General features: G+C 49.0%; 13 protein-coding genes. 1 reads left to right on the forward strand and 12 read right to left on the reverse strand.

Going from position 1 to position 20628, the window contains the following annotated elements:
• Positions 1 to 77: 77 nt before the first annotated feature.
• The 12 genes from DXA36_RS03940 to DXA36_RS04000 all read right to left on the reverse strand — a co-directional run bounded on the left by DXA36_RS03940 (position 78) and on the right by DXA36_RS04000 (position 19294).
• A complete protein-coding gene (locus DXA36_RS03940) occupies positions 78 to 1805 on the reverse strand; it encodes a phospho-sugar mutase (RefSeq protein ID WP_118677097.1) in 1728 nt (575 codons plus the stop codon).
• A 130-nt stretch (positions 1806 to 1935) separates the two neighbouring features.
• Entirely contained in the window at positions 1936 to 3951 is a 2016-nt protein-coding gene (locus tag DXA36_RS03945; RefSeq protein WP_118677099.1) for a glycosyltransferase family 2 protein, read from the reverse strand.
• A 26-nt stretch (positions 3952 to 3977) separates the two neighbouring features.
• The gene (locus DXA36_RS03950; protein ID WP_118676548.1) at positions 3978 to 6002 is read right to left on the reverse strand and encodes a glycosyltransferase family 2 protein; all 2025 of its coding nucleotides are present in this window, start codon (positions 6000 to 6002) and stop codon (positions 3978 to 3980) included.
• Entirely contained in the window at positions 5999 to 8095 is a 2097-nt protein-coding gene (locus DXA36_RS03955) for a class I SAM-dependent methyltransferase (RefSeq protein ID WP_118676550.1), read from the reverse strand. The genes DXA36_RS03950 and DXA36_RS03955 overlap by 4 nt, the downstream gene beginning before the upstream one ends.
• Before the next feature lie 106 nt (positions 8096 to 8201).
• Positions 8202 to 9572, reverse strand: a complete 1371-nt coding sequence (locus DXA36_RS03960) for an ABC transporter ATP-binding protein (protein WP_118676552.1) — start codon at positions 9570 to 9572, stop codon at positions 8202 to 8204.
• Between the two features lie 34 nt (positions 9573 to 9606).
• Entirely contained in the window at positions 9607 to 10632 is a 1026-nt protein-coding gene (locus DXA36_RS03965; RefSeq protein WP_118676554.1) for an ABC transporter permease, read from the reverse strand.
• A 24-nt stretch (positions 10633 to 10656) separates the two neighbouring features.
• Entirely contained in the window at positions 10657 to 11211 is a 555-nt protein-coding gene (gene rfbC, locus DXA36_RS03970) for a dTDP-4-dehydrorhamnose 3,5-epimerase (protein WP_118676556.1), read from the reverse strand.
• Positions 11212 to 11309: 98 nt separating this feature from the next.
• On the reverse strand, positions 11310 to 12179 hold the full coding sequence (gene rfbA, locus DXA36_RS03975) for a glucose-1-phosphate thymidylyltransferase RfbA (RefSeq protein ID WP_118676558.1): 870 nt from the start codon (positions 12177 to 12179) through the stop codon (positions 11310 to 11312).
• A 31-nt stretch (positions 12180 to 12210) separates the two neighbouring features.
• A complete protein-coding gene (gene rfbB, locus DXA36_RS03980; protein WP_118677101.1) occupies positions 12211 to 13287 on the reverse strand; it encodes a dTDP-glucose 4,6-dehydratase in 1077 nt (358 codons plus the stop codon).
• A 482-nt stretch (positions 13288 to 13769) separates the two neighbouring features.
• Complete coding sequence (locus tag DXA36_RS03985) at positions 13770 to 17876, reverse strand: Ig-like domain-containing protein (protein ID WP_118676560.1); 4107 nt, start codon at positions 17874 to 17876, stop codon at positions 13770 to 13772.
• Positions 17877 to 18588: 712 nt separating this feature from the next.
• The gene (locus tag DXA36_RS03995; RefSeq protein WP_118676564.1) at positions 18589 to 18930 is read right to left on the reverse strand and encodes an EamA family transporter; all 342 of its coding nucleotides are present in this window, start codon (positions 18928 to 18930) and stop codon (positions 18589 to 18591) included.
• A complete protein-coding gene (locus tag DXA36_RS04000; protein ID WP_118676566.1) occupies positions 18920 to 19294 on the reverse strand; it encodes an EamA family transporter in 375 nt (124 codons plus the stop codon). Before DXA36_RS04000 ends, DXA36_RS03995 begins: the two co-directional genes overlap by 11 nt.
• 161 nt (positions 19295 to 19455) lie before the next feature.
• On the opposite strand from DXA36_RS04000, the gene DXA36_RS04005 reads away from it, so the two are divergent.
• Positions 19456 to 20601, forward strand: a complete 1146-nt coding sequence (locus DXA36_RS04005; protein WP_118676568.1) for an SGNH/GDSL hydrolase family protein — start codon at positions 19456 to 19458, stop codon at positions 20599 to 20601.
• Positions 20602 to 20628 lie beyond the last annotated feature (27 nt).

Below are 20628 nucleotides of genomic sequence, written 5' to 3' on the forward strand. Positions count from 1 at the left end.
TACGGGCAACGACCCAAACGTTACAAAGACCCCAGGGTCCTCCGGTCCACTTGGCTACTGCCGTTTACAACAAAATTTTATGCTTCAATTACTGCTTTTAACTCTTCCGTCAGCTTTTCATTCCTGGCTTTGGCATCCTCCAGGCTTGTTCCCTTTACACCCATATAAAACTTGATTTTAGGCTCTGTTCCCGAAGGTCTTGCACAGCACCAGGAATCGTTGGTCAAATCAAAATATAATACGTTGGATTCCGGAAGGCCGGTGGGGGATTCCTTGCCGGTAGCCAGTTCCCTGGTAATTCCGGTCGCATAATCCCTTACGTTGATAACCTCCAGATCCCCGAAGCAGGAAGGCGGGTTCTTCCGCAGCTTATCCATCATCTCACCGATCTGCTTGGAACCGTCAATCCCCTTTAACGTAATGGTGTACAGATCTTCTTTAAAATATCCGTATTTCTCGTACAGCTCAACCATCTTATCCCACAGTGTCAAGCCGTGCTTTTTACACCATGCGGCAACCTCGCAGAGACACATAACTGCAACGACGGCGTCCTTATCCCTTGCATGGGTTCCGGCCAGACAGCCGTAGCTTTCCTCAAGTCCGAATACATAATGATTGGATCCGGTCTCTTCAAACAGCTTGATCTGTTCTCCGATATACTTGAACCCGGTTAATACTTCGATTAATTTTACGTTATAATCTGCAGCAATAGGATCGGCCATATTGGTGGTAACTATGGTTTTTACCATAGCCGGGTTACCAGGCATCGTGCCTGTTGCGGTGCGTTCCCTTAAAATGTATTCTGCGATGAGCATACCGGACATATTACCGGTAAAAGGCACATACTCGCCGCTCTTGGTATCCAGGGCATAAATTCCCAGGCGATCCGCATCCGGATCGGTAGCCATAACGATATCCGCATTTTTTTCCTTAGCCAGCTTCAGCGCCAGGGTAAATGCCTTGGGATCTTCCGGGTTGGGATAATCCAGGGTGGTGAACTCCGGATCCGGAAGCTCCTGCTCGGGAACCACATATACATGCTTGAAACCAAGTTCGGAAAGGACTCTTCTAACGGGCTTATTGCCGGTGCCATGGAAGGGGGTATATACGATCTTGATCTCATCCGCCATTTCCCGGATCACTTCCGGGTGGATGATCTGCTTTTTCAGTTCCACCATGTAGGCATCGTCTATTTCAGCGCCGATTACCTGATACAGCCCTGCTGCCACAGCCGCCTCTTTGTCCATGGTCAGAACCTTAGCGTAATCGGTCACCGCTTTCACTTCATCGATAATTTCCTTATCCTTGGGAGAGGTAACCTGAGCGCCGTCCTCCCAATAAACCTTATATCCGTTGTATTCCGGCGGGTTATGGCTAGCGGTTACCACGATACCGGAAATACAGCCCAGCGTGCGCAGGGCAAATGAAAGCTCCGGGGTAGGCCTAAGCTCGTCAAATACATACGCCTTGATACCGTTGGCCGCAAGACAGAGAGCTGCCACATCCGCGAATTCAGGAGACATGAAACGGGAATCATACGCGATAGCAACCCCCTTCTTCTCTCCGCCCTGTTTTTTGATGTAGTTGGCCAGGCCCTGGGTTGCTTTTCTGACCGTATAAATATTCATCCGGTTGGTTCCTGCCCCGATTACTCCGCGCAGGCCTCCGGTGCCAAACTCCAGATCCTTATAAAAACGATCCTCGATTTCCGCCTCATTGCCTTCGATTTTCTTCAGTTCTTCTTTGGTCTCCCGGTCAAAATAATCATTTTCCAGCCAGAATTTGTATTCCTCCATAAATCCCATGTATTTCTCCTCCTTTTCCGCCGCCGTCTGCGGCCCTCTATTTATGGTTGCCAAAGTCAAATCAAATTACAGAATTTATCCGGTTGCGTGTCCTTCCCCGGCTGATTTGCTATCAGTATACTACAAAACATTAAACCCGTAAAGAATAGTCGCTTTTATCTAATGTGAAATTCGGATTGTAGTATGGATCCCCTGCTTCCAGCAATTCCTTCCACTTTTCCCGGAACCTGGCGGATTCCTCATTATATCTCGCCGCTTTGGCCCCATCCGTATCCAGGCCCCTGGATACGGATTCATAATGGTAAAGTTCCGCAAAAGGAGTGAATACATTCAGATATCCCAATTTCCGGAGCTTCAGGCAAAAATCCACATCATTAAGGGAAACGGCAAAGCCTTCGTCCAGGCCGCCTGCCTCCCGGTACAGCGCCTTTTTCACCAGCAGGCAGGCGCCGGTCACCGCGGATACATCCTGGGCGTAGCACAGCCTGCCCATATATCCCAGATTTTCCCGTTTCTGGCGGTAGTGAGTATGGCCTGCGGTCCGGTGGGCGCCCAGCCCGATCACAATACCGGCATGCTGGATGGTTTTATCCCCGTAATAAAGCTTTCCTCCCACTGCTCCCACGTCACTGCGCTGGGCATACATAAGCAGTTCTTCCATCCAGTTCACGGTGATTACCTGGGTATCGTTGTTCAGAAGCAGCACATAGTCGCCGGCGGCATGGGCCGCACCCAGATTGTTGATGGCAGAGTAATTAAACTCCCCTTCGTAAGTCACCACCCGGATAGACGGATTATTTCCCAATTCTTCATAATAGGAAAAAATCTCCTTTGTCTCACTGTTATTCTCCACCACCACGATCTCATAATTGTCATAGGTGGATTTCTCTATAATAGAAGAAATACAGCGCCGCAGATCCTCAACATGATCCTTATTGGGGATGATAATGGATATTTTCGGTTCGCCGATAATCTCATAGGTAATCTTAAAAATCGTCTCAAAAGCCCGGGTACTGGTAATGGTAAAATGGGAAAACCCATGTTTACGCAGATGGTCCGCCACCGCTCCCCTTGCCGATTCAATAGCATAAGGCTTGGCTTCAATGCCGGAGGCCACACTGCCCGGATGCCAGCGCCAATAATAGAGAAGCTTTGGTACATGAACCACATGCCCGGCACGATCCGTCAGGCGCAGGATCATGTCATGATCCTGGCTTCCGTCGAACTTGGTGTTAAACAGCTGCGTCCCGTCCAGCAGTTCTCTGGAAAATACACTGAAATGGCAGATATAATTGTTGGCCCGCAGATTATCAATCGCATAATCCGGCTTAAAATGCATGGTGATCATCTGGTTGATGTCCCCGTTTTTGAAGGTTGCTTCGTCACAATAGACATAATCCGCATTTTTCTCATTGATTGCCTTCACGTATTCGTAAAGGGCGCAGGGATGGAGCAAGTCGTCATGATCAAACAGACCGATGAATTCCCCCGTAGCCTGCGTGAGACACTGATTGGTATTTCCGGCAATCCCCTCGTTCTTTTCCAGCTTCTTGTAACAGATACGCTTATCCTTTTCCGCCAGTTCCCGGCAGATTTGGCCTACATAACTATGGGCATCGTCCGAACCGTCGGCAAGGCAAAGCTCCCAGTTCTTATACGTCTGTGCCTGTACCGAACCTATCATTTCCCGCAGGAAATTCTCCGGCGTATTCCAGAGCGGGGTAAGAATACTGATTTTCACCATTTTGGGGAAAACCGTTTCCTCCTGAGCCTTCCTTTCCTCTTCCGAAGGAAAGCTCTCCGTACCGTAATGCTTCATAGCCTTGCGCTCATTCGCCTTATACTTTACTTTGGTCATCACACCGCCGATGCTGCCGCAGTTTTTCACCCGATCCACCTGACGGATACAGAAGTGCATCCCCTTGCGCAACGGTGTGCTCGCCTTCCAGAACGGATTATTCTTGATCCTGTCCAGCTTGAACTGCAGATCGTCCACTTTATCCTCCAGATCCGCTACACGGCCTGCCAGATATGTGCTCTTATAATGCTCCTGCTCATACGCCTCTTTATAATCCTTTTCAGGAAGAACCGCACCGTCCTTTGGTACAAACGGTTCTTCCTTTTGCTCATTCTTGTTTTGATCCATACAACCTGCCTCTTTTCCATACCGTTTCAGGGAACGATTACCATAGTTTCCGCCGTCCATTGATACAGCTTCTGTCTGGAACAGCAGTCCTCCCAGAGAAAACCGATCAGGTATTCCCCTTCAGGCAGCGCCTCCCTGTCAAACTGCAGACAGACGCCGGTAAGCGCCACCATCTGCAGATGCCCCAGGTTTTCCTGGATGTCCGGCCGGTATTGCCGGTTCACAGGAAGCTTCCACACCGCACTTTCCCCGTCCTCCGTATCCTTTACCGGGCCGTCGTCCCGCCCTACGGGCTTCAGCAATACATGAAAACGGTACTGGCTGTTATCTACCTGCAGGGCATAACACCAGCCCTGGATAAAATAATTACCGCCGCCGCTCTTCCCGGTCTCCCATTTACACAAATCCCCGGCGAACTCTATCCCCATGCGCAGCACCTCGTTGCTCCATTCCGGCTGCAGACCGTCCCGCAGAGCTTCCGGCTCCACGGTATCACAACGGTCGGTATATTCATACCGGTTCCCGGCATAGAACTCCTGATCCAGCACATCCCTTACCAGATAACGGTGGTAAAAAGGATCCTGTGCATATAAGGAAGGATGCATTTCATAGAGCATATCCAGCTCCTGGTGGAGCCTCTTGAGCTTCTCCACACTGTCATCCATCCCCCGGCTCAGGGATTCATGGTGGTAAAGGGCAACATCGTTTCTCACAACATTGACAAAGCCCATTTCATATAAATGATAGCAGAATTCCACGTCATTAAATGCCACCCGGAGAGATTCGGACAAGCCGCCCGCCGCTTCATACACGTTTTTCTTTACCATGAGGCAGGCGCCTGTCACTCCCAGCACATCAAAGCTCAGCCGGTTGCGCAGAAAATAATAATCCGTGCGGTCATCCCGGAACTGGAGCTTATGCGCAGGGCCCAGGCGGATGTTGGTAATCCCCGCATGCTGGATGGTATGGCTGCCCGGATACAGCAGCTTTACCCCCACTGCCCCCACATGAGGAAGCATGGCCTTTTCCAGCATTTTATCCAGCCAGTCCTCCTGGATGATTTCAATATCATCATTCAGAAGCAGGATATAATCGCCCTTTGCCAAAGCCGCCCCCTTATTGCACATGGCGGAAAAATTAAACTCCATAGGCTCATAAATATAGCGGAACCGGCATTCCTCCTGCATCTGGGAAAGCATCAGATGGATACGCTCCTTATTTTTAATGCTGCTTCCGTTGTCAATCACTATAATCTCAAAATTCCGGTAGGTGCTGGCCTCCAGAATCGAATGGATACATGTGGACAGGACCCCCGGGTTATCCTTGGAGGGTATCACGATCGACACCATGCCTTCCGGCCTCAAAGGCCATCCTCGTCTTATGTAGGCCGCTTTTTTGATATCCTCGTATTTTTCTTCCATCCCAAAAGGACAGATCGGGCTTGTATTGTGGAAAAGGACGCTGTCCGCGTGGCCTGCTTTCCCGCCCAGCTCCACAGCCTTCAGGCAGAAATCGTACAGGTTCTTGCGGAAATCCCTGCTTCCAAGCCAGGGAATTTCCCGGCAGGCTTTGGTCCGTACCGCAAACAGGTTCCCGAAATAGAAATAGGAAAGCAAAGTGTCCGGCGACCAGTCCGGCTTCAGCCAGGGATTTTTACGGCGCGGCTCCCCGGATACCGTATCTATTTCATCCTCGTCGCTATAGGCGATCAGGACCTGGGGACGGCGGGCAAAATAGTCCGCCATACGTTCCATCTCTTCCTTATCCGGCTTTCCGCCGTCCCCGTAAAAAACAGCCAGATCCGCTTCCACATCCTTCAGGGAAAAGTGTTCCCCGCACCCGCTGTAAGCGATATATTCCATGGAGAGCGCCTGTCCCTGAAGGGTCCTGCCTTCCGGAGAGGTTTCTTCGGGGAAGTTTGCTTCCCTTTCTTGCTTTTCTTTTTTTATAATCCAGTCATGGTAAGCCACCGTCTGGCTGTTTATCCGTTCTTCATACTTTCTTACCTGTCTTCTCCGCATCGGAGCCTGCAATGTTTTTTTCAGGTTCAAAACCAGTGCCTCCTTTTCAGATTCGCATCCAGTGCGGATGCCGTTTCCTCCGACAGCCTTTCTATCTCAAACTCTACCTCCAGTATCTCTTCCCCGTTACGCGGTACGTTTTCCAGCCTGATATTGATATTGGGATCCTTGGTGTGGAAAAAGAACACTGGTTTTTTCTCCTTTTTCCCGCTGAGTTCCCAGCCGTTCATTGCCAGATATGCGCGTTCTTCCAGGGGAAGCTGCCTTTCATTCAGCCTGGCCGTCAGCATCCGCACCAGGCAGGAATCTTCTGCCGGATCAATGCGGATCCCTTTCACGGCTTCCTTCACAGGTACACAGACACGCATCCGCCCCCCTACCAGATAACTGAGATAAAGATAGTAGGAATGCTCCGGTTTATAGCCGGAGCCATAATCTTCAAAAATCTGTACCTTATTATTTTCCACATCCGAAAAAAATCCCTGCCAGGGAATAGCCCTTCTCCCCAGCAGAACCCTCATATCGGAAACAGACACCCGGTTGCCGGTGACTGCTTTCTGGAACCTGCGTTCCCTTGCCCGGTATTCCTTCGCTGCTTCCTCCTGTATCCCCAGTTTTTTCACCCAGTCCTCCAGGACGAGCTTCTTACGCTTTCCGCTGCCCATCTGGTAGCAGTACAGCGCACGGAAGGCCAGCGCGTTTGTGTCCACACATTCCTCGAAGGTCCATTCGTAATCGATCAGATTCCATCTGCCATCCTTATCCACCAGGATATTGCCGAAAACCAAATCATAATCCGCTACCGGCTGCCAGGCCCTGTAGCTGATTTTATCCAGATATTCGCCAAACAGCCTTTGGAAGGAGTCCATATCCTCTTCCTCCAGGCATTCGTCCAGCATTTCCTCAAGGGTACAGCCCTCCAGATATTCCAGCTGCACATAAGGCAGCGAATACCCGTCTTTTATCAGATGACAATCATTGATAAAAAGACCGCTTCCCTCGAATCTTTTTTTCAATTTTTTATAATATTCATAAATATTCTGCACATGCTCCACGGCTGCAGGACAGGCAGGATATTTGCGCACACAGCGTTTTTTATCCCCCCTGCAGGACTCTCCGGGACGGCTGCCGGCTTCCAGGATATCCGTACGGATGGCATAAATTTCCGCCCGGTCGTTGGAAAATTTGGTGTAAACAGTCTCCGGCGGGGGGCCGGTCATCACCAGATAGGAGTTGCTGTACATGGGGAAAATGCCTTCCCTTATCACCATATCAAACGCATTTTTTTCATCAAAAAGCAGCATCCGGTCCGCATCAAAATTACGCAGGTTTTTACTCAGCTCTCCCACCTTGGGCAGACGCCTGTCCGAATAGATGGTATCCGTAAATTTATAGTCCGGATAGGGATAATAAAAATGATAGTCGGGGATGCCGCATTTATGCAGAAGCTTTTCCAGCCCGCCCCGGGTAAAGGTACGCACCGCACCGCCGTCGGGATAATCCTCAATCCCTGCAAAAAATTGGGAAAGATGATCCTCCGCACAGCCGGCCCAGTATTTCATCCCCATTTTGTTTTCTATGGCAATAACCAGATTCCCGTCTTTTTTCACATGTTTCTGGTTAATGTTCAAAAAATCCTCATAAGGGGTTTTCGTGGGGATATAGCTCTGCCCGTACTCAAAAACACCTATGAGCAATACATAATCATAATCACAGGGAAGTACAGGCTCAATATCATTAAAATTGCCCACATAAATGGTCACATTATCATATTTCTGATTGCGGTAAGCGTTGATAAGGCTCCTTTTTTTAGACAAATCCACACAGGTCACGCTGCCGGCCTTTTCCGCGAGAGCGCCGGTAACGGCCCCCATGCCGCTTCCCACCTCCAGCACCTTTGTATTTTTATCCATAGGAAGCCAGGATACGATATTCTGCCTTTGGGGAGAAAGATGATAAAACACAGGCCAGCTGTGTTTCTCCTCAATCTTTTTCTGATAATCCTCCGGAGGACATGTCTTAACAATTTCCAGTATCTCATCCTCCACCGTGCCGTCACAGTAGAAGTCTTCTCCGGGGTAAAAGGATAAGTCCAGTGTCACCTTTCCTATCTGCTCCGTCATCTTTGGCCCTTGCCTTTCCTGAATCACTTTCCTACGGCCGGCGCAGCAAGTGCGCAGGCCTGACTGAATAGTTACGTTACTGTTCACTCCGTGACCAGTAACATAGTTACGCTCCATGTACCTGTTTGGCCGCATGTTTCACCTTTACATCCGATTCCATATCGAAGTAACCCACCGTATCCCTGTCGGAGATAATGGTCAGATTGATGATATCATACAGCCGGTGGTAGACGGTAAAAGAATCGCCTTTATAGCCGGTCACTCCCAGGGACAGAAGATAATCCCCTCCCTGAAGCCGCACCTTCTGGGTGAACGTGATCTCCAGCTCCTCCCCGGCCTTTACCCCTTCCAGAAACGCCCGTTCCACCATCGTGTTGGTTCCGGTTATTTCCACACCCTTGATATTTTTGACGGACAAGGCAAAAATAGGGGCCGCCACATCCTCATGGATGCGCACCTTCATATGCAGGGTGAAAACCTCCCCTTTCAGAATCGTGGTCGTCTGAATCCCGTTCCCGTCCGTCACATAGTATCCTGTGATTTCCGCTTCTTTGGTCCCGTACTCCAGCGCCTGGGGATTCACGCCCTGGGAATTTGCCGCCTGGGAAGGTAATCCCCCTGCCTCTTTTGCCGGTTCCTTTTTTTCCGCTTTTTCGCCTGCTTTGGCAGCCGCCGCGTTACGGATGTCCTCATCCTGAAGCAGCCCGCCCCTGCCGTCCGTTTCCGGCATTTCATATTGTCCTACCAGCACCCGTTTATAGGTATCGATCATTTCCTTGGGACTGCCTTCTCCCAGTTTCACGCCCTGGTTTAAAAGCACCGCTCTGTCACAGTATTTGCTGATTGCGCTCAAATCATGACTCACAAACAGAATTGTTTTTCCCTGTTTCTTAAATTCCTCGAATTTATGATAGCATTTCGCCTGGAAAAACACGTCCCCCACCGAAAGCGCTTCATCCACAATGAGGATTTCCGGATCAATATTGATGGCTACAGCAAAAGCCAGCCTTACAAACATACCGCTGGAATACGTTTTGACGGGCTGGTATACATATTCTCCGATATCCGCAAAATCCAGGATATCCTGAAGCTTTTCATCAATTTCTTTTTCCGAGAAACCAATCATGGTACCATTCAGATACACATTTTCTATGCCGTTATATTCCATGTTAAAGCCGGCGCCCAGCTCCAGAAGAGCGGAAATCCTGCCGTTCACCTGCACGGTGCCGTTTGTCTCATTCAATACACCGGTTATGATCTTCAGAATCGTTGATTTTCCGGAACCGTTTGTCCCGATAATGCCCACACATTCTCCCTGGTAAATATCCAGATTCACACCCTTAAGGGCAAAATGCTCCCGGTATTTCTTCTTTCTGGTCAGGCCCAGAGAATCCACAAGCCGGTCCCGGTTATGGTCAAAGAGTTTATATATTTTATCCAGGCCCTCCACATGGATGGCCAGCTGTTTTTCTTCCATAGTCTGTTTTCCTCCGGGGCACATGTCATACGCACTACATAATATCCGCAAAATGTACTTTCAGCCGTTTATATACCAAAGCCCCGATACAGAAAAGGCTGACAGTGATAATCCAGAAATACATGGTAGAATAAAAATCCTCCCAAAACCACTGTTTTTCATAAATCGCACTGCGGTATCCCTCCACGATGTAGACAAGAGGATTGATCTTAACAAGCATCTGCGCCTTCTTGCTGAAGCCTCCCAGATACCAGAGCACGGGAGTCGCCCACATACCGATCTGCAGTGCAATGCTTACTATCTGCTGCAGATCACGGAAATAGATAACAACGGAACAGGTCGTATAGCTGATAGCCAGCACAAGCACGAACATACAGAAGCTGTAATAAAAAATCTGCAGTGTATACAGGCTTGGCGTAAACCCATAACACCAGGCAATGATCAGCAGCACGAGCACAAAAAAGCCATGAATAAACGTGGCTGCAATAATTTTTATAATAGGAAGTATGCTTATTTTAAATACCACTTTTTTAACCAGATATTCGTATTCCAGCAGCGCCATCATACCGTTCACCAACGCTTCGGAAAAATAGAACCAGGGGACAAGGCCTGCGGTAAGGAACACCAGATAGGGAACCTCTATCCCGTCACCCACAAGCTGCGCCTTCTGGGGCATAATGACCTGAAATACAATATAGTACATCACCACCGTTACCACCGGCTGCACCATCGCCCATAAGGCGCCCATATACGATCCCGCATATCTTCTCTTAAAATCATTTTTGGCCAGACGCCATATGAGCCGCCTGTTCTGATACAATTCAAAAGGCAGCAGCGTAATCTTGTCATACAATTTTATAAATGCGATTACAGCCGCCGCTATCAAGGTACAGGCAATGATTTTTTTCACCAGTTCATCCGTCTGATTCGCCAGTGGGTTGTGGTAACACACAATAATCACCCCCATGATTAACATTACGAGGGTGAATATAGTAATTCCTGCTCTTTTACTGATTCCCTGTCCAATAACAGGAATTTGTTTTTTCTTCTTGTTTTTCATTTCTATTCTATCTTCCTATCAGGGTCATGGCCGCTTAAACTCTTTGATTCCGCCCCATTTGGTGTCCTTTTCGGACTGAATCAGCTGCATGCCCTTAGGGATCGGCCATTCCACCCCGATATCCGGATCGTTCCAGGCAAGCCCGCCTTCATCGTTAGGATGATAGAAATCCGTACATTTATAAGCGAACTCCGCATAATCTGAAAGCACAAGGAAGCCGTGCGCAAAATTTTTAGGGACAAAAAACTGTTTTTTATTTTCTTCGGTAAGAAGCACTCCATACCACTTTCCAAAAGTAGGGGAACCTTCCCTCAAATCTACCGCAACATCAAATACTTCCCCCTTCAGGGCGCGGACGAGCTTACCCTGGGGATAATTAATCTGAAAATGAAGCCCCCGGAGCACGCCCTTTGAAGAGGAGGACTGGTTATCCTGGACAAAAATCTCATCAATTCCTGCTTCTTTATAATCGTTATAATTATAGGTCTCGATAAAATATCCGCGTTCGTCGGTAAATACCGTAGGGGTTATGACCTTCAGCCCTTCTATTTCACATGTTTCAACCGTAATTTTTCCCATTTCCACAAATCCTCTATTCCATTTTTCCGGTCCCAGTCCAGACCTGTCTGAACTGGGACTTTTCTTGTTTTTTGCCCGCTTTTTATGTGCCGGCAGGCTTACAGCCCGTTCGCAACCTCAACCATATATTTCCCGTAGTCCGTCTTCATCAGCGGCTCCGCCAGCTTCAGAAGCTGCTCTCTGGAAATAAAGCCTCTCTTGAAGGCAATCTCTTCAATACAGGATATATACAGCCCCTGTCTTTTCTGGAACGCCGATACAAAATCCGCCGCATCCAGCAGGGAATCATGGCTTCCCGTATCCAGCCAGGCAAACCCTCTGCCCAGCGTTTCCACCCGGAGCGTCCCCCTGCGCAGATATTCATTATTTACCGCCGTAATTTCGATTTCCCCTCTTGCGGAGGGTTTTACATTCCCGGCAATTTCCACTACGTCATTATCGTAGAAATACAGCCCCGGCACCGCATAATTGCTTCTGGGCTTTTCCGGCTTTTCTTCAATAGAAAGCGCTTTACCGTTTTCATCAAACTCCACCACACCGTATTCCCTGGGATCCCGCACATAATAACCGAAAATTGTAGCCCCCTTATCCCGGGCGGCCACGGTGCGCAGCACTCTCGAAAAGCTCTGCCCGTAGAAAATATTGTCCCCCAGCACCAGAGCCACACTGTCGTTTCCTATAAAATCCGCACCCACTATAAATGCATCCGCAAGTCCCCTGGGTGCATCCTGCACCGCATAGCTAAGAGACAGCCCCAGCTGTTCCCCGTTTCCGAAAAGCTCCTGGAAAACAGGAAGATCCCTGGGTGTGGAAATAATAAGTATTTCCCGGATATCCGCCAGCATCAGCGTAGACAGCGGATAGTAGATCATAGGCTTATCATATACCGGCATAATCTGTTTGGAAATCGCCTTTGTCAGCGGATACAGCCTTGTCCCGCTTCCTCCTGCAAGTATAATTCCTTTCATACAAAATCCTCCATCATGTAACGCCGGACGGTTACTTGTACATCTCGTTGTAATATTTCTGGTAATCCCCGCTGGTCACATTCTTCATCCAGTCCTCATGCTCAAAATACCAGGCTATGGTTTTCTTAATGCCTTCCACAAACATCGTCTCCGGCTCCCAGCCGATTTCCGCCTTGATTTTGTCAGGAGCGATGGCATATCTGCGGTCATGCCCTTTTCTGTCCTCCACATAGGTGATCAGATCTTTGGACACCAGCGCTTTTCTCGGGTCATCGTCTGCAAGCATCTCCTGCAGCGTTTCTATAATAATTTCAATAATCTGAATATTCTGTTTCTCGTTATGTCCGCCCACATTATAGGTTTCAAAAAGCCTGCCCTTTTCCTGTACCATGTCGATAGCTTTGGCGTGATCCTCCACGTACAGCCAGTCACGCACATTTTTGCCGTCGCCGTATACGGGCAGCTTCTTTCCGTGAAGGGCATTGTTGATGATCAGGGGAATGAGCTTTTCCGGAAACTGGTAAGGGCCGTAATTGTTGGAACAGTTGGTGATGTTCGCCGGAAAATGGTAGGTGTCCATATAAGCCTTCACCAGCATGTCCGATCCCGCTTTGCTGGCGGAATAAGGGCTGTGGGGCGCATAAGGGGTCGTCTCATAGAAATATTCCCCTTCCTCCTCCAGAGAACCGTAAACCTCATCTGTGGAAACATGTAAAAACTTCTTATCTTCCCGGAAGGTTCCGTCGGGATTTTCCCAGGCCGCTTTGGCACAATTGAGCATCACCGCCGTACCCAGCACATTTGTCTGCACAAAAATTTCCGGGTTGCGTATGCTTCTGTCCACATGGCTTTCTGCCGCAAAATGCACCACCCGGTCTATGTCGTTTTCCGTAAAAATCTTCTCTATCGCTTCCTTATCGCAGATATTCGCCTTAACAAAGGTATAATTCTCTCTGCCTTCCACTTCCTTCAGGTTTTCCAGATTACCGGCATAGGTAAGGGTATCCACATTGATAATACGGATTTCCTCTCCGTATTTACGGAACATATAATGAATATAATTGGAACCGATAAAACCTGCGCCGCCTGTCACCAAATACGTTCTCATCATCGTTTTCTCCTTTATCGCAACAATTCAGACAAACCCGAACCGTACAATTTTAATTAGTATACCACAAAAGTCGCCTTTTACCAAATAAAACCTATAACAAAGTTTTGCTTTCAGCTGCATCGAAACCCTGTCCGCCATCAGCCGGCCCTTTGCCCCCAGCCCTTGGCCCCTTCCCGGCGGGCGGCCTGTGCCTGGCATATCAGGTCCTGATGAATCTGAAAAAAAGGTGATATTTCTTACGGTTCCGCCTTTCCTGCCTGCCGTCTGTTCTTAGCGGCGTTGTTTGACGACCAACGGGAGGAGTTCAGCCGCGTTGACGGCAGGCAGGAAAGGCGGAACTGATAGAAATATCCCTTTTTTGCAGTTGAATCAGGACCTGATATGCCAGGCACAGGCCGCCCGCCGGGAAGGGGCCAAGGGCTGGGGGCAAAGGGCCGGCTGATGGCGGACAGGGCTTTTCTGCAGCCAAAAACGAAAGATTAATAACCCAGATAACTGATGTTCAGATCGGTATTTCCACTGATTCCTCCGATTTTTCCGGTAGAAGAATACTGCCACATATCGTATCTGCCGTTGTAGGTGGGCGCAGCCGCATATTGGGCCAGCCATATCTTGTAGCTTCCCAGGGAGCCTACATTCAGCTTGGAGTTCAGCCAGGATTTGTTGGCATAAACCCCTGCCGTATAGCCGCTGTTCTGGATAGTCTGGCAATAGGCATTGACAATCTGTGTCCTCGTCCCCGCGTCCAGCCCGTCGGCCCGGCCGCCGCTGGCTTCCACATCCAGGAATACCGGATAGGAAATCTTATAGTTTTTGATCAGCGAAACCGTCATGGAAGCCTCTTCCACAGCCTCTATCTGGTTCACCGCCTGGGTGAAGAAGTAAATTCCCACCTTAAGGCCCGCCGCCGTCGCGCCCTGGACATTGGCTTTGAACTTGGGATCCTCAATGAGGGCGCCGGTGGAGGACCCCCGGTAGCCGCATCGTATGATAACATAGGATACACCGGAATTTTTCACCTCGGTCCAGTTGATGTTTCCATTGTGTTTGGACACATCGATGCCCAGAACGCCGGAGCCGGAGCTGAGCGCCCCGTCACTTCCGAAGGAATATTTCACACCCTGGATTATCTGGTCGCCGGTTACCTTGTTGCCGTTTTTGTCAAAATAATAGCGTTTTCCGTCAATGGTCTGCCAGCCGGTATATTTGTACTCCACGTTTTCATTTTCTCGGTAGAATACATCGTATTTATAGTAGTCGGCCACCACTGCCGCCACGTATTTGCCGTCTGCGGTTTTCACGAAGAGCGGCTTGCCGCTTTTGTCTTTGAGCGGGGTCTTGGTGTCGTTTCTGGGGTCTTCACCGGTGACGGTTACCTCGCAGGTGGCGGTTTTGGAGGTGTTTTCAGAGCTTTTGGCAGTAATCGTTACCTTGCCGGGTTTCAGGGCTTTGATGGTACCATTGCCATGTTCCTCTAAGGATACGATTGTTTTGTCGGAGGTATACCATAGGCAGCCGGTATAACCGGTAGTATTGATGGTAGGGTTAAGCTTTAAGGTATCCCCTACCTTCATGGTTACTTTTGTTTTATCAAGCTTTACTTCTTTGACCTCCGCGGCTGTTACGGTCAGCTTTTTGGTCTGCGTCTGGGTACTTCCATCCTGAAATTTAACAGTCACTGATATTTTGGTTTCCCCCGAACGGATTGCCTTTATCCTGCCGTTTCCGTCGACTGTAGCATATTTGGTATTCTCAATACTGAAAGAACGGCTGGAGCTGCCCTGTATTGTGCAATAGTCTTCCAGATTTTTAAATTGTCCCGCAGTTACGCTTACCTCTTTTAATTCAAATTTTTTCTGGACATCCTCGGTGACTTTAAAGCCAAGAGTTGCCGTTTTTCCCGGATCCTTTTTCGATGTTGCTGTGATTGTTGTGTCACCGGCCGATTTACAAGTAACCTTACCATTGGCATCAACCGTCGCAACTCCTTCGTTGGAGGATTTCCAGGTGACGGAAGCATCTGCGTTGGAAGGATTAGGGGAAATGGTCAGCTGGACTGTCGTACCTTTTTTACCGCTGTTTTCTCCCTTAATAGCGATACTGTTCAGCACCACCTCCGCATCCTTTACCGTTATTTCCTTTATCCCTGATTTTCCGCCGGCTTCTGCCGTAATTGTTACGGTTCCAGCTTTCACTCCGGTAACCTTACCGCCGTCAACCGTTGCAATGCCTCCGTTGGATGAGGACCATTTTATACTGTCATATTTGGCACCATCCGGGGAAACGTTCGCGGACAAAGTAATGCTGCTGCCCACTGTAACGCTGGCATCTCCGCTGATGGATACGTTTTCTACAGGAACATCTTTTGCTTCTACGGTAACGGAAGCCGTATCGCTGAAATTACCATCTTCTGTAGTAACTGTAATGGTAGCTGTCCCAGTTCCCACAAGCCGCACCGTTCCGCCGCTTACGGTGGCGACGCTATCATTGCTGGAAGTCCAGCTTACCTTTTTATTACTGGCATTATCAGGACTTACATTCGCAGAAAGATTCTTTTCTTCTCCCACTTTGCCAGAAATACTGCCTTGTGGAATACTCACTCCTGTCACTGCTACATTTTCGGATTCAGGAGGCGCTGTAGGGTCGGGTAATGGTTCTTTTGACGGTTCCGTTGACGGATCTGTATTCGTCTTTGAATCAGCCGCATCGCCATCTCCCGTCCCTGTACGGGGCTGTACCGATTCAAACATTATCCACGGTTTTTGTGATTTTACCCCAAGGAATTTATCAAATACCAGACTCGCTGATGCCGAAGGCTCCGGCACGTCCGCCTTTTTCACTTCCACATATGCCCCGTCATTACCGGAACCGCCCACGGGCGTTTTTGTGGATTCCACCCATTCCACAGTATCCTGTAAGACAGATTCTGTCTGGGTCTTTACCTGCGTGTCTTCTTTAGCCGCATTGACTTCGGACTCTTTCTTTACTTCATCCGTGACATCAATTTTCTTATATTCTATATGATCCTTAACCGTAACCTCCTGGGCATCCGAAGGAATGCTGTACCCCTCCTGATTCTCGGGTCCGGTTATTTTTACCGTATATTTCCCGGGAGTGATACCTGTAAGGTAAATAATCCCGTCCTGATCATCATCATTCTTCGTGTAGGTCTTGTCAGGCCCCTTAATTTCCACCTGGAAATCAACACGGGGGACCAGCTTTCCCGTCTTTCTGTTTACAAATTTGATTTTAAGGTCTTTTTCCACGGAAGTCATATTCAGGCCAACCTGAACGTCAGAATTATCATCTTTTTCATTGTATTCTTCCGATTCACCCGTATCGGTTATATCCGCGGCCTCCTGCTTTGCCCTATGCGCATCCGCAACAGCCAGAAAGATACTGTCATCCGCCACATTTATTTGGGAAAGATTCTGCCCTACAGCGGCAAAAGCCTCTACCTGCTTATCCGTGGATTTGGCATTGGCAAGGACGGAAAACGTAACAACAGCAAAAAGGCAGACAAAGATTCCGGTAAATCCAACGACCTTATCCATGGTATGCAGGCTGTTCCAGAATTCCACCACCGGATTAGCCTGCTTTCTGCGGGAAGATGATTTCCCGGAACCCGATCCGCGGCCGGAATTGCCGAAACGTTCCTCATCATATCCCAAACGGCTGTCGCTTCTTCCTCCGGACGGCTGCTGCCGGCGTTCTGCCGCTTTCCTTCCCGGATCCGCCTTTTTTCTACCCGTATCTGCCGCTTTTCTTCCTGACTCTTCCTCTCTTATCCTGGCAGCTTCCTTGCGGCGATGATCTTCCCGATCCGCCACCTGCGCTCTGGATGTATTCCGGGAACGCTCGGAAGAAACATGTCTGGGCGCTCTTTCCTCCTGCCGGGGATCGCCTTTTACGCTGCGTTGTGCTTTCTCTTTCCCGCCGTTCTCCTGACGGCTTCTTACGGCATCCGATTTATGGCTGCCTGAATCCGCCCTGCGCTCCGCAGACACCCGTTCCGTGTTTCTCCGGTCAGAGGGGGTTCTGTTTGATGATGCACTGTGCGTGCCGCCTTTATCCGGTGAACTCCGGCGCGTCTCACTGCTTTGAGATCCCGATGCCTTTTGCCTTTCCTCTCTTCCGGATCCGTTACCTCCGGCACTTGCTGTTTTGTTAACACCTGCCGTTCTGGCGGCTCCTGCTGTTCTGGACGCGCTTACTGTTCTCCCAGTGTCAGCAGGCCGGCTCTCTTTTCTTTCAGCCGCCGTCCTTCTTTCTTCCATGGAACCTGTCCGTGCAGCCGGAGCTTTATCTGTTCCCCGCCCTTCTTCCCTCCGCAGAGGCGGCGTCTCATAACCGGAAAGATGAGCTGCTGTTTCCGTCAGATCCTGGGTATCCTCAAAATCATCTTCGCTGATTTCCCACTGAGACAACAAGCTTTCCGTAACCTTTTCTATCTTTTCAGGCAGCAGCTCCTCCGGGGATACACGCGCCGTTCTTTTCCCTGTCAATTCGTCGTTTGGATTCGACAATCTTTTTCCTGTTTTATCCTGCATATCATTTCTTTTTTCATCATTTGAATGGTTAGACATATGAATTCTCCATTACTTTCTTTGCCATGATTTCTTTCAGATGCACCAGAAATCACCGCAATCTTTTTCTTACCTCAGCAACCCAAAATAGCGGAAAACCTCTTCCAAACCAGCCATATAGCAGGCATTTTCCCGCAGGAACAGTATACCACATCCCTTCACCGGCCTTCAACCTTACGCCCTCTATTTCCAGCAATTACTTCCTTAATATTCTCTTAATTTTCCCATATTCCGGCCAAATTCCGCAGCAGCCTTCCGCATCATAACTGCCAAAACCGTGCGCAGGTCTGCAGAAACCGCCCTTTTTTGTCGAACGCTTTACGTTGCGTGATTTGGCAGAATATGACAGAATGAGATAGAAAGGTAACGGTTCAGACAAGCTGGACCGTTGCCAAGAAAGAAGAAAAGGAGTGATTCGTCATGATGTATATCCATTATTGTAAATATTGCCGTCGTATCCATATCCTGAATGGACACAAGGTGTACTGTCCGGCCTGCAGCGGAAAATTGACGGAACTTGGTATTTCTTATATGAAATACGTGAATCTGAGCAAAACCGAACGCGGCCTGCTGAAGGAAAAATGCGCGGACGAAAAAGGTCTGAAGGAGCTTTCTGTAGAATACCGGATGCACCGGTACAGCAAATGGTTCAAGAACCTGCCGGCCGCCGGGGACAATGCAGGAACCGCTGCGCCTGCACCTTCCTTAGCTTCTACAGATAATAAACAAGCACGCCTGCCAGAATACAGCCCACGCCTGCAAGTTTCCGTATCGTAATTTTCTCTCCGAAGAAAAAGCGGCTCAGGAACAGGACAAGCACATAACCAAAGGATTCCATCACAGGCCCATTCATAAAAGACAGCCCTCTCAAACCGCTGATATTCAATACCGTGGATCCTAAAAGCAGCATATATCCGCCGATTACCCAGGGATTCAGATATTCCCTGAGAAAGGATTTATGCTGCTTTCCGGCCGCCTTTTTCAAAAGCACCTGGGAAAAGGATGCCGCAAGGACGCCGGCAAAAAGCAAAAGGTAATACATACTACTCTTCATGGGTTACCCCCTCCTCTTTATGTCCGCCGTTTACAATGAGCGTCCCTGCAATAACCAGGGCAACACCGATCACATTCTTTATGGTTATATTGTCTTTAAAAATAATCACTGCCCATAGCAAAGACCATAGCAACGCCATAGCCCGGTTTGTATAAGCAACGGACAGCTCGAACTTCTTAATCATCTGCTGCCAAAGAAGGGCATAAACCCCGAGGATCAGAAGTTCCGCTCCATAAAATCCAAAAAAACCGGCCGAGAAAAGCGGCTGGCCTCCTGCCATTTTTGCCATAACCGTGGAAAGCGTATAGATCGCTATTACGGCCTGCAGAAGCAAAATATCTTTCACCGTTATTTTCTTTTTCATATCTGTTGTTCCTCTGTCTGATGAATTCCTTGTTCCTGTGTGATTATAACAGGTTTGCTGAGCTTTGCATATGCCGACACACCCGGAATTTATTAAAAATTTCTTATAAGATAGACACACTCCGCCCATAATGGTACTATAGGACGGTAAGGAGGTAGACTATGACTGACAAAAACAAAATCGGACAGCCTGACGGACAGGAAGAATTTCTGCCCCTGGAGGATGATGATATAACGCCTTCCCGCACGGGCGGCAATACCGGAACGCAGAAGCCATCCCGCAAACGTACCGCCCCCCATAAACCGGGTGCCGGGCACAGCGCATCCCGCCGCAAATCAGGCAGACGCAGGAAAGCCGGACCGGAGCAATACATTCACTATATTATTGCGGCCGTCCTTATCGTAATGGTTATCGTGGCCGCAGCAAAGCTGATTATCTGGAATATCGGCAAGGACTCAGGCTACGACCCCAACAATATTTCTTCCGAGTTTGATACCGAAGCCCTGGATTATATCCAGCCGTTGGATCCCGAGCTTCTCGCGGGCAGAGAAGACGATGGCGTTACCACCATTGTCGCATTGGGCAACAACCCCTTCTCCGACGAACGGGGAAAAGACGGGCTGGCCGAAAGGATCGCGGAAAAATGTGAGGCAACCGTTTATAACTGTGCATTTCCCGACACCTATCTATCCATGAAAAATACCGAATATTCCGACAGCTATCCTCTGGATGCCCTGAGCCTGTATCTGGTAACCGCCTCCCTCTGCGGGAACAGCTACGATCTCATGGAGCACGCGGCCGGCCTGCTTTCCGAAAAAGACAAGACGTATGAGGAAGCCCTGGAAACATTAAAAAGCGTGGATTTCTCCAAGGTGGATATGATCGTAATCATGTATGATCTGAACGACTATAAGGATAAGCGGCCTGTTATGGACGAAAACAATGACATCAATCTGCTGACCTGGGACGGAGCCCTGAACGCCTCCCTGCAGCAGATACAGCAGACCTATCCTTATATCCGGCTGGTGGTTATGACACCTGCCTTCGGACAGTTTGAAGACAGTGACGGCAAGCTGATAAACGGGGATACGGAAGATTTCGGGAACGGCGTGCTTCCCGATTATGTTCTTCATGAAATCGATGTGGCGATGGGAAACGGCGTCAGTGTTCTGGATCACTACTATGGTACGGTGAATGAGGACGATGCGGAAACATGTCTGACCGACGGGTATCATCTGAATAAACAGGGACGGGAACGGGTGGCTGATCGGTTTGCACGGGAAATTTTTAATGTAGGCAAAGAATAAAGAAAAGGCTTTGGCCAGTCAAATCAG

Source organism: Eisenbergiella sp. OF01-20 (assembly GCF_003478085.1).
Classification (GTDB): domain Bacteria; phylum Bacillota; class Clostridia; order Lachnospirales; family Lachnospiraceae; genus Eisenbergiella.

Bases quoted from the DNA above. Each gene is read 5' to 3' on its own strand.
- DXA36_RS03940 (WP_118677097.1), bottom strand. From the start codon at position 1,805: ATGGGATTTATGGAGGAATACAAATTCTGGCTGGAAAATGATTATTTT.
- DXA36_RS03945 (WP_118677099.1), bottom strand. From the start codon at position 3,951: ATGGATCAAAACAAGAATGAGCAAAAGGAAGAACCGTTTGTACCAAAG.
- DXA36_RS03955 (WP_118676550.1), bottom strand. From the start codon at position 8,095: ATGACGGAGCAGATAGGAAAGGTGACACTGGACTTATCCTTTTACCCC.
- DXA36_RS03960 (WP_118676552.1), bottom strand. From the start codon at position 9,572: ATGGAAGAAAAACAGCTGGCCATCCATGTGGAGGGCCTGGATAAAATA.
- DXA36_RS03965 (WP_118676554.1), bottom strand. From the start codon at position 10,632: ATGAAAAACAAGAAGAAAAAACAAATTCCTGTTATTGGACAGGGAATC.
- rfbC (WP_118676556.1), bottom strand. From the start codon at position 11,211: ATGGGAAAAATTACGGTTGAAACATGTGAAATAGAAGGGCTGAAGGTC.
- rfbA (WP_118676558.1), bottom strand. From the start codon at position 12,179: ATGAAAGGAATTATACTTGCAGGAGGAAGCGGGACAAGGCTGTATCCG.
- rfbB (WP_118677101.1), bottom strand. From the start codon at position 13,287: ATGAGAACGTATTTGGTGACAGGCGGCGCAGGTTTTATCGGTTCCAAT.
- DXA36_RS03985 (WP_118676560.1), bottom strand. From the start codon at position 17,876: ATGTCTAACCATTCAAATGATGAAAAAAGAAATGATATGCAGGATAAA.
- DXA36_RS03995 (WP_118676564.1), bottom strand. From the start codon at position 18,930: ATGAAGAGTAGTATGTATTACCTTTTGCTTTTTGCCGGCGTCCTTGCG.
- DXA36_RS04000 (WP_118676566.1), bottom strand. From the start codon at position 19,294: ATGAAAAAGAAAATAACGGTGAAAGATATTTTGCTTCTGCAGGCCGTA.
- DXA36_RS04005 (WP_118676568.1), top strand. From the start codon at position 19,456: ATGACTGACAAAAACAAAATCGGACAGCCTGACGGACAGGAAGAATTT.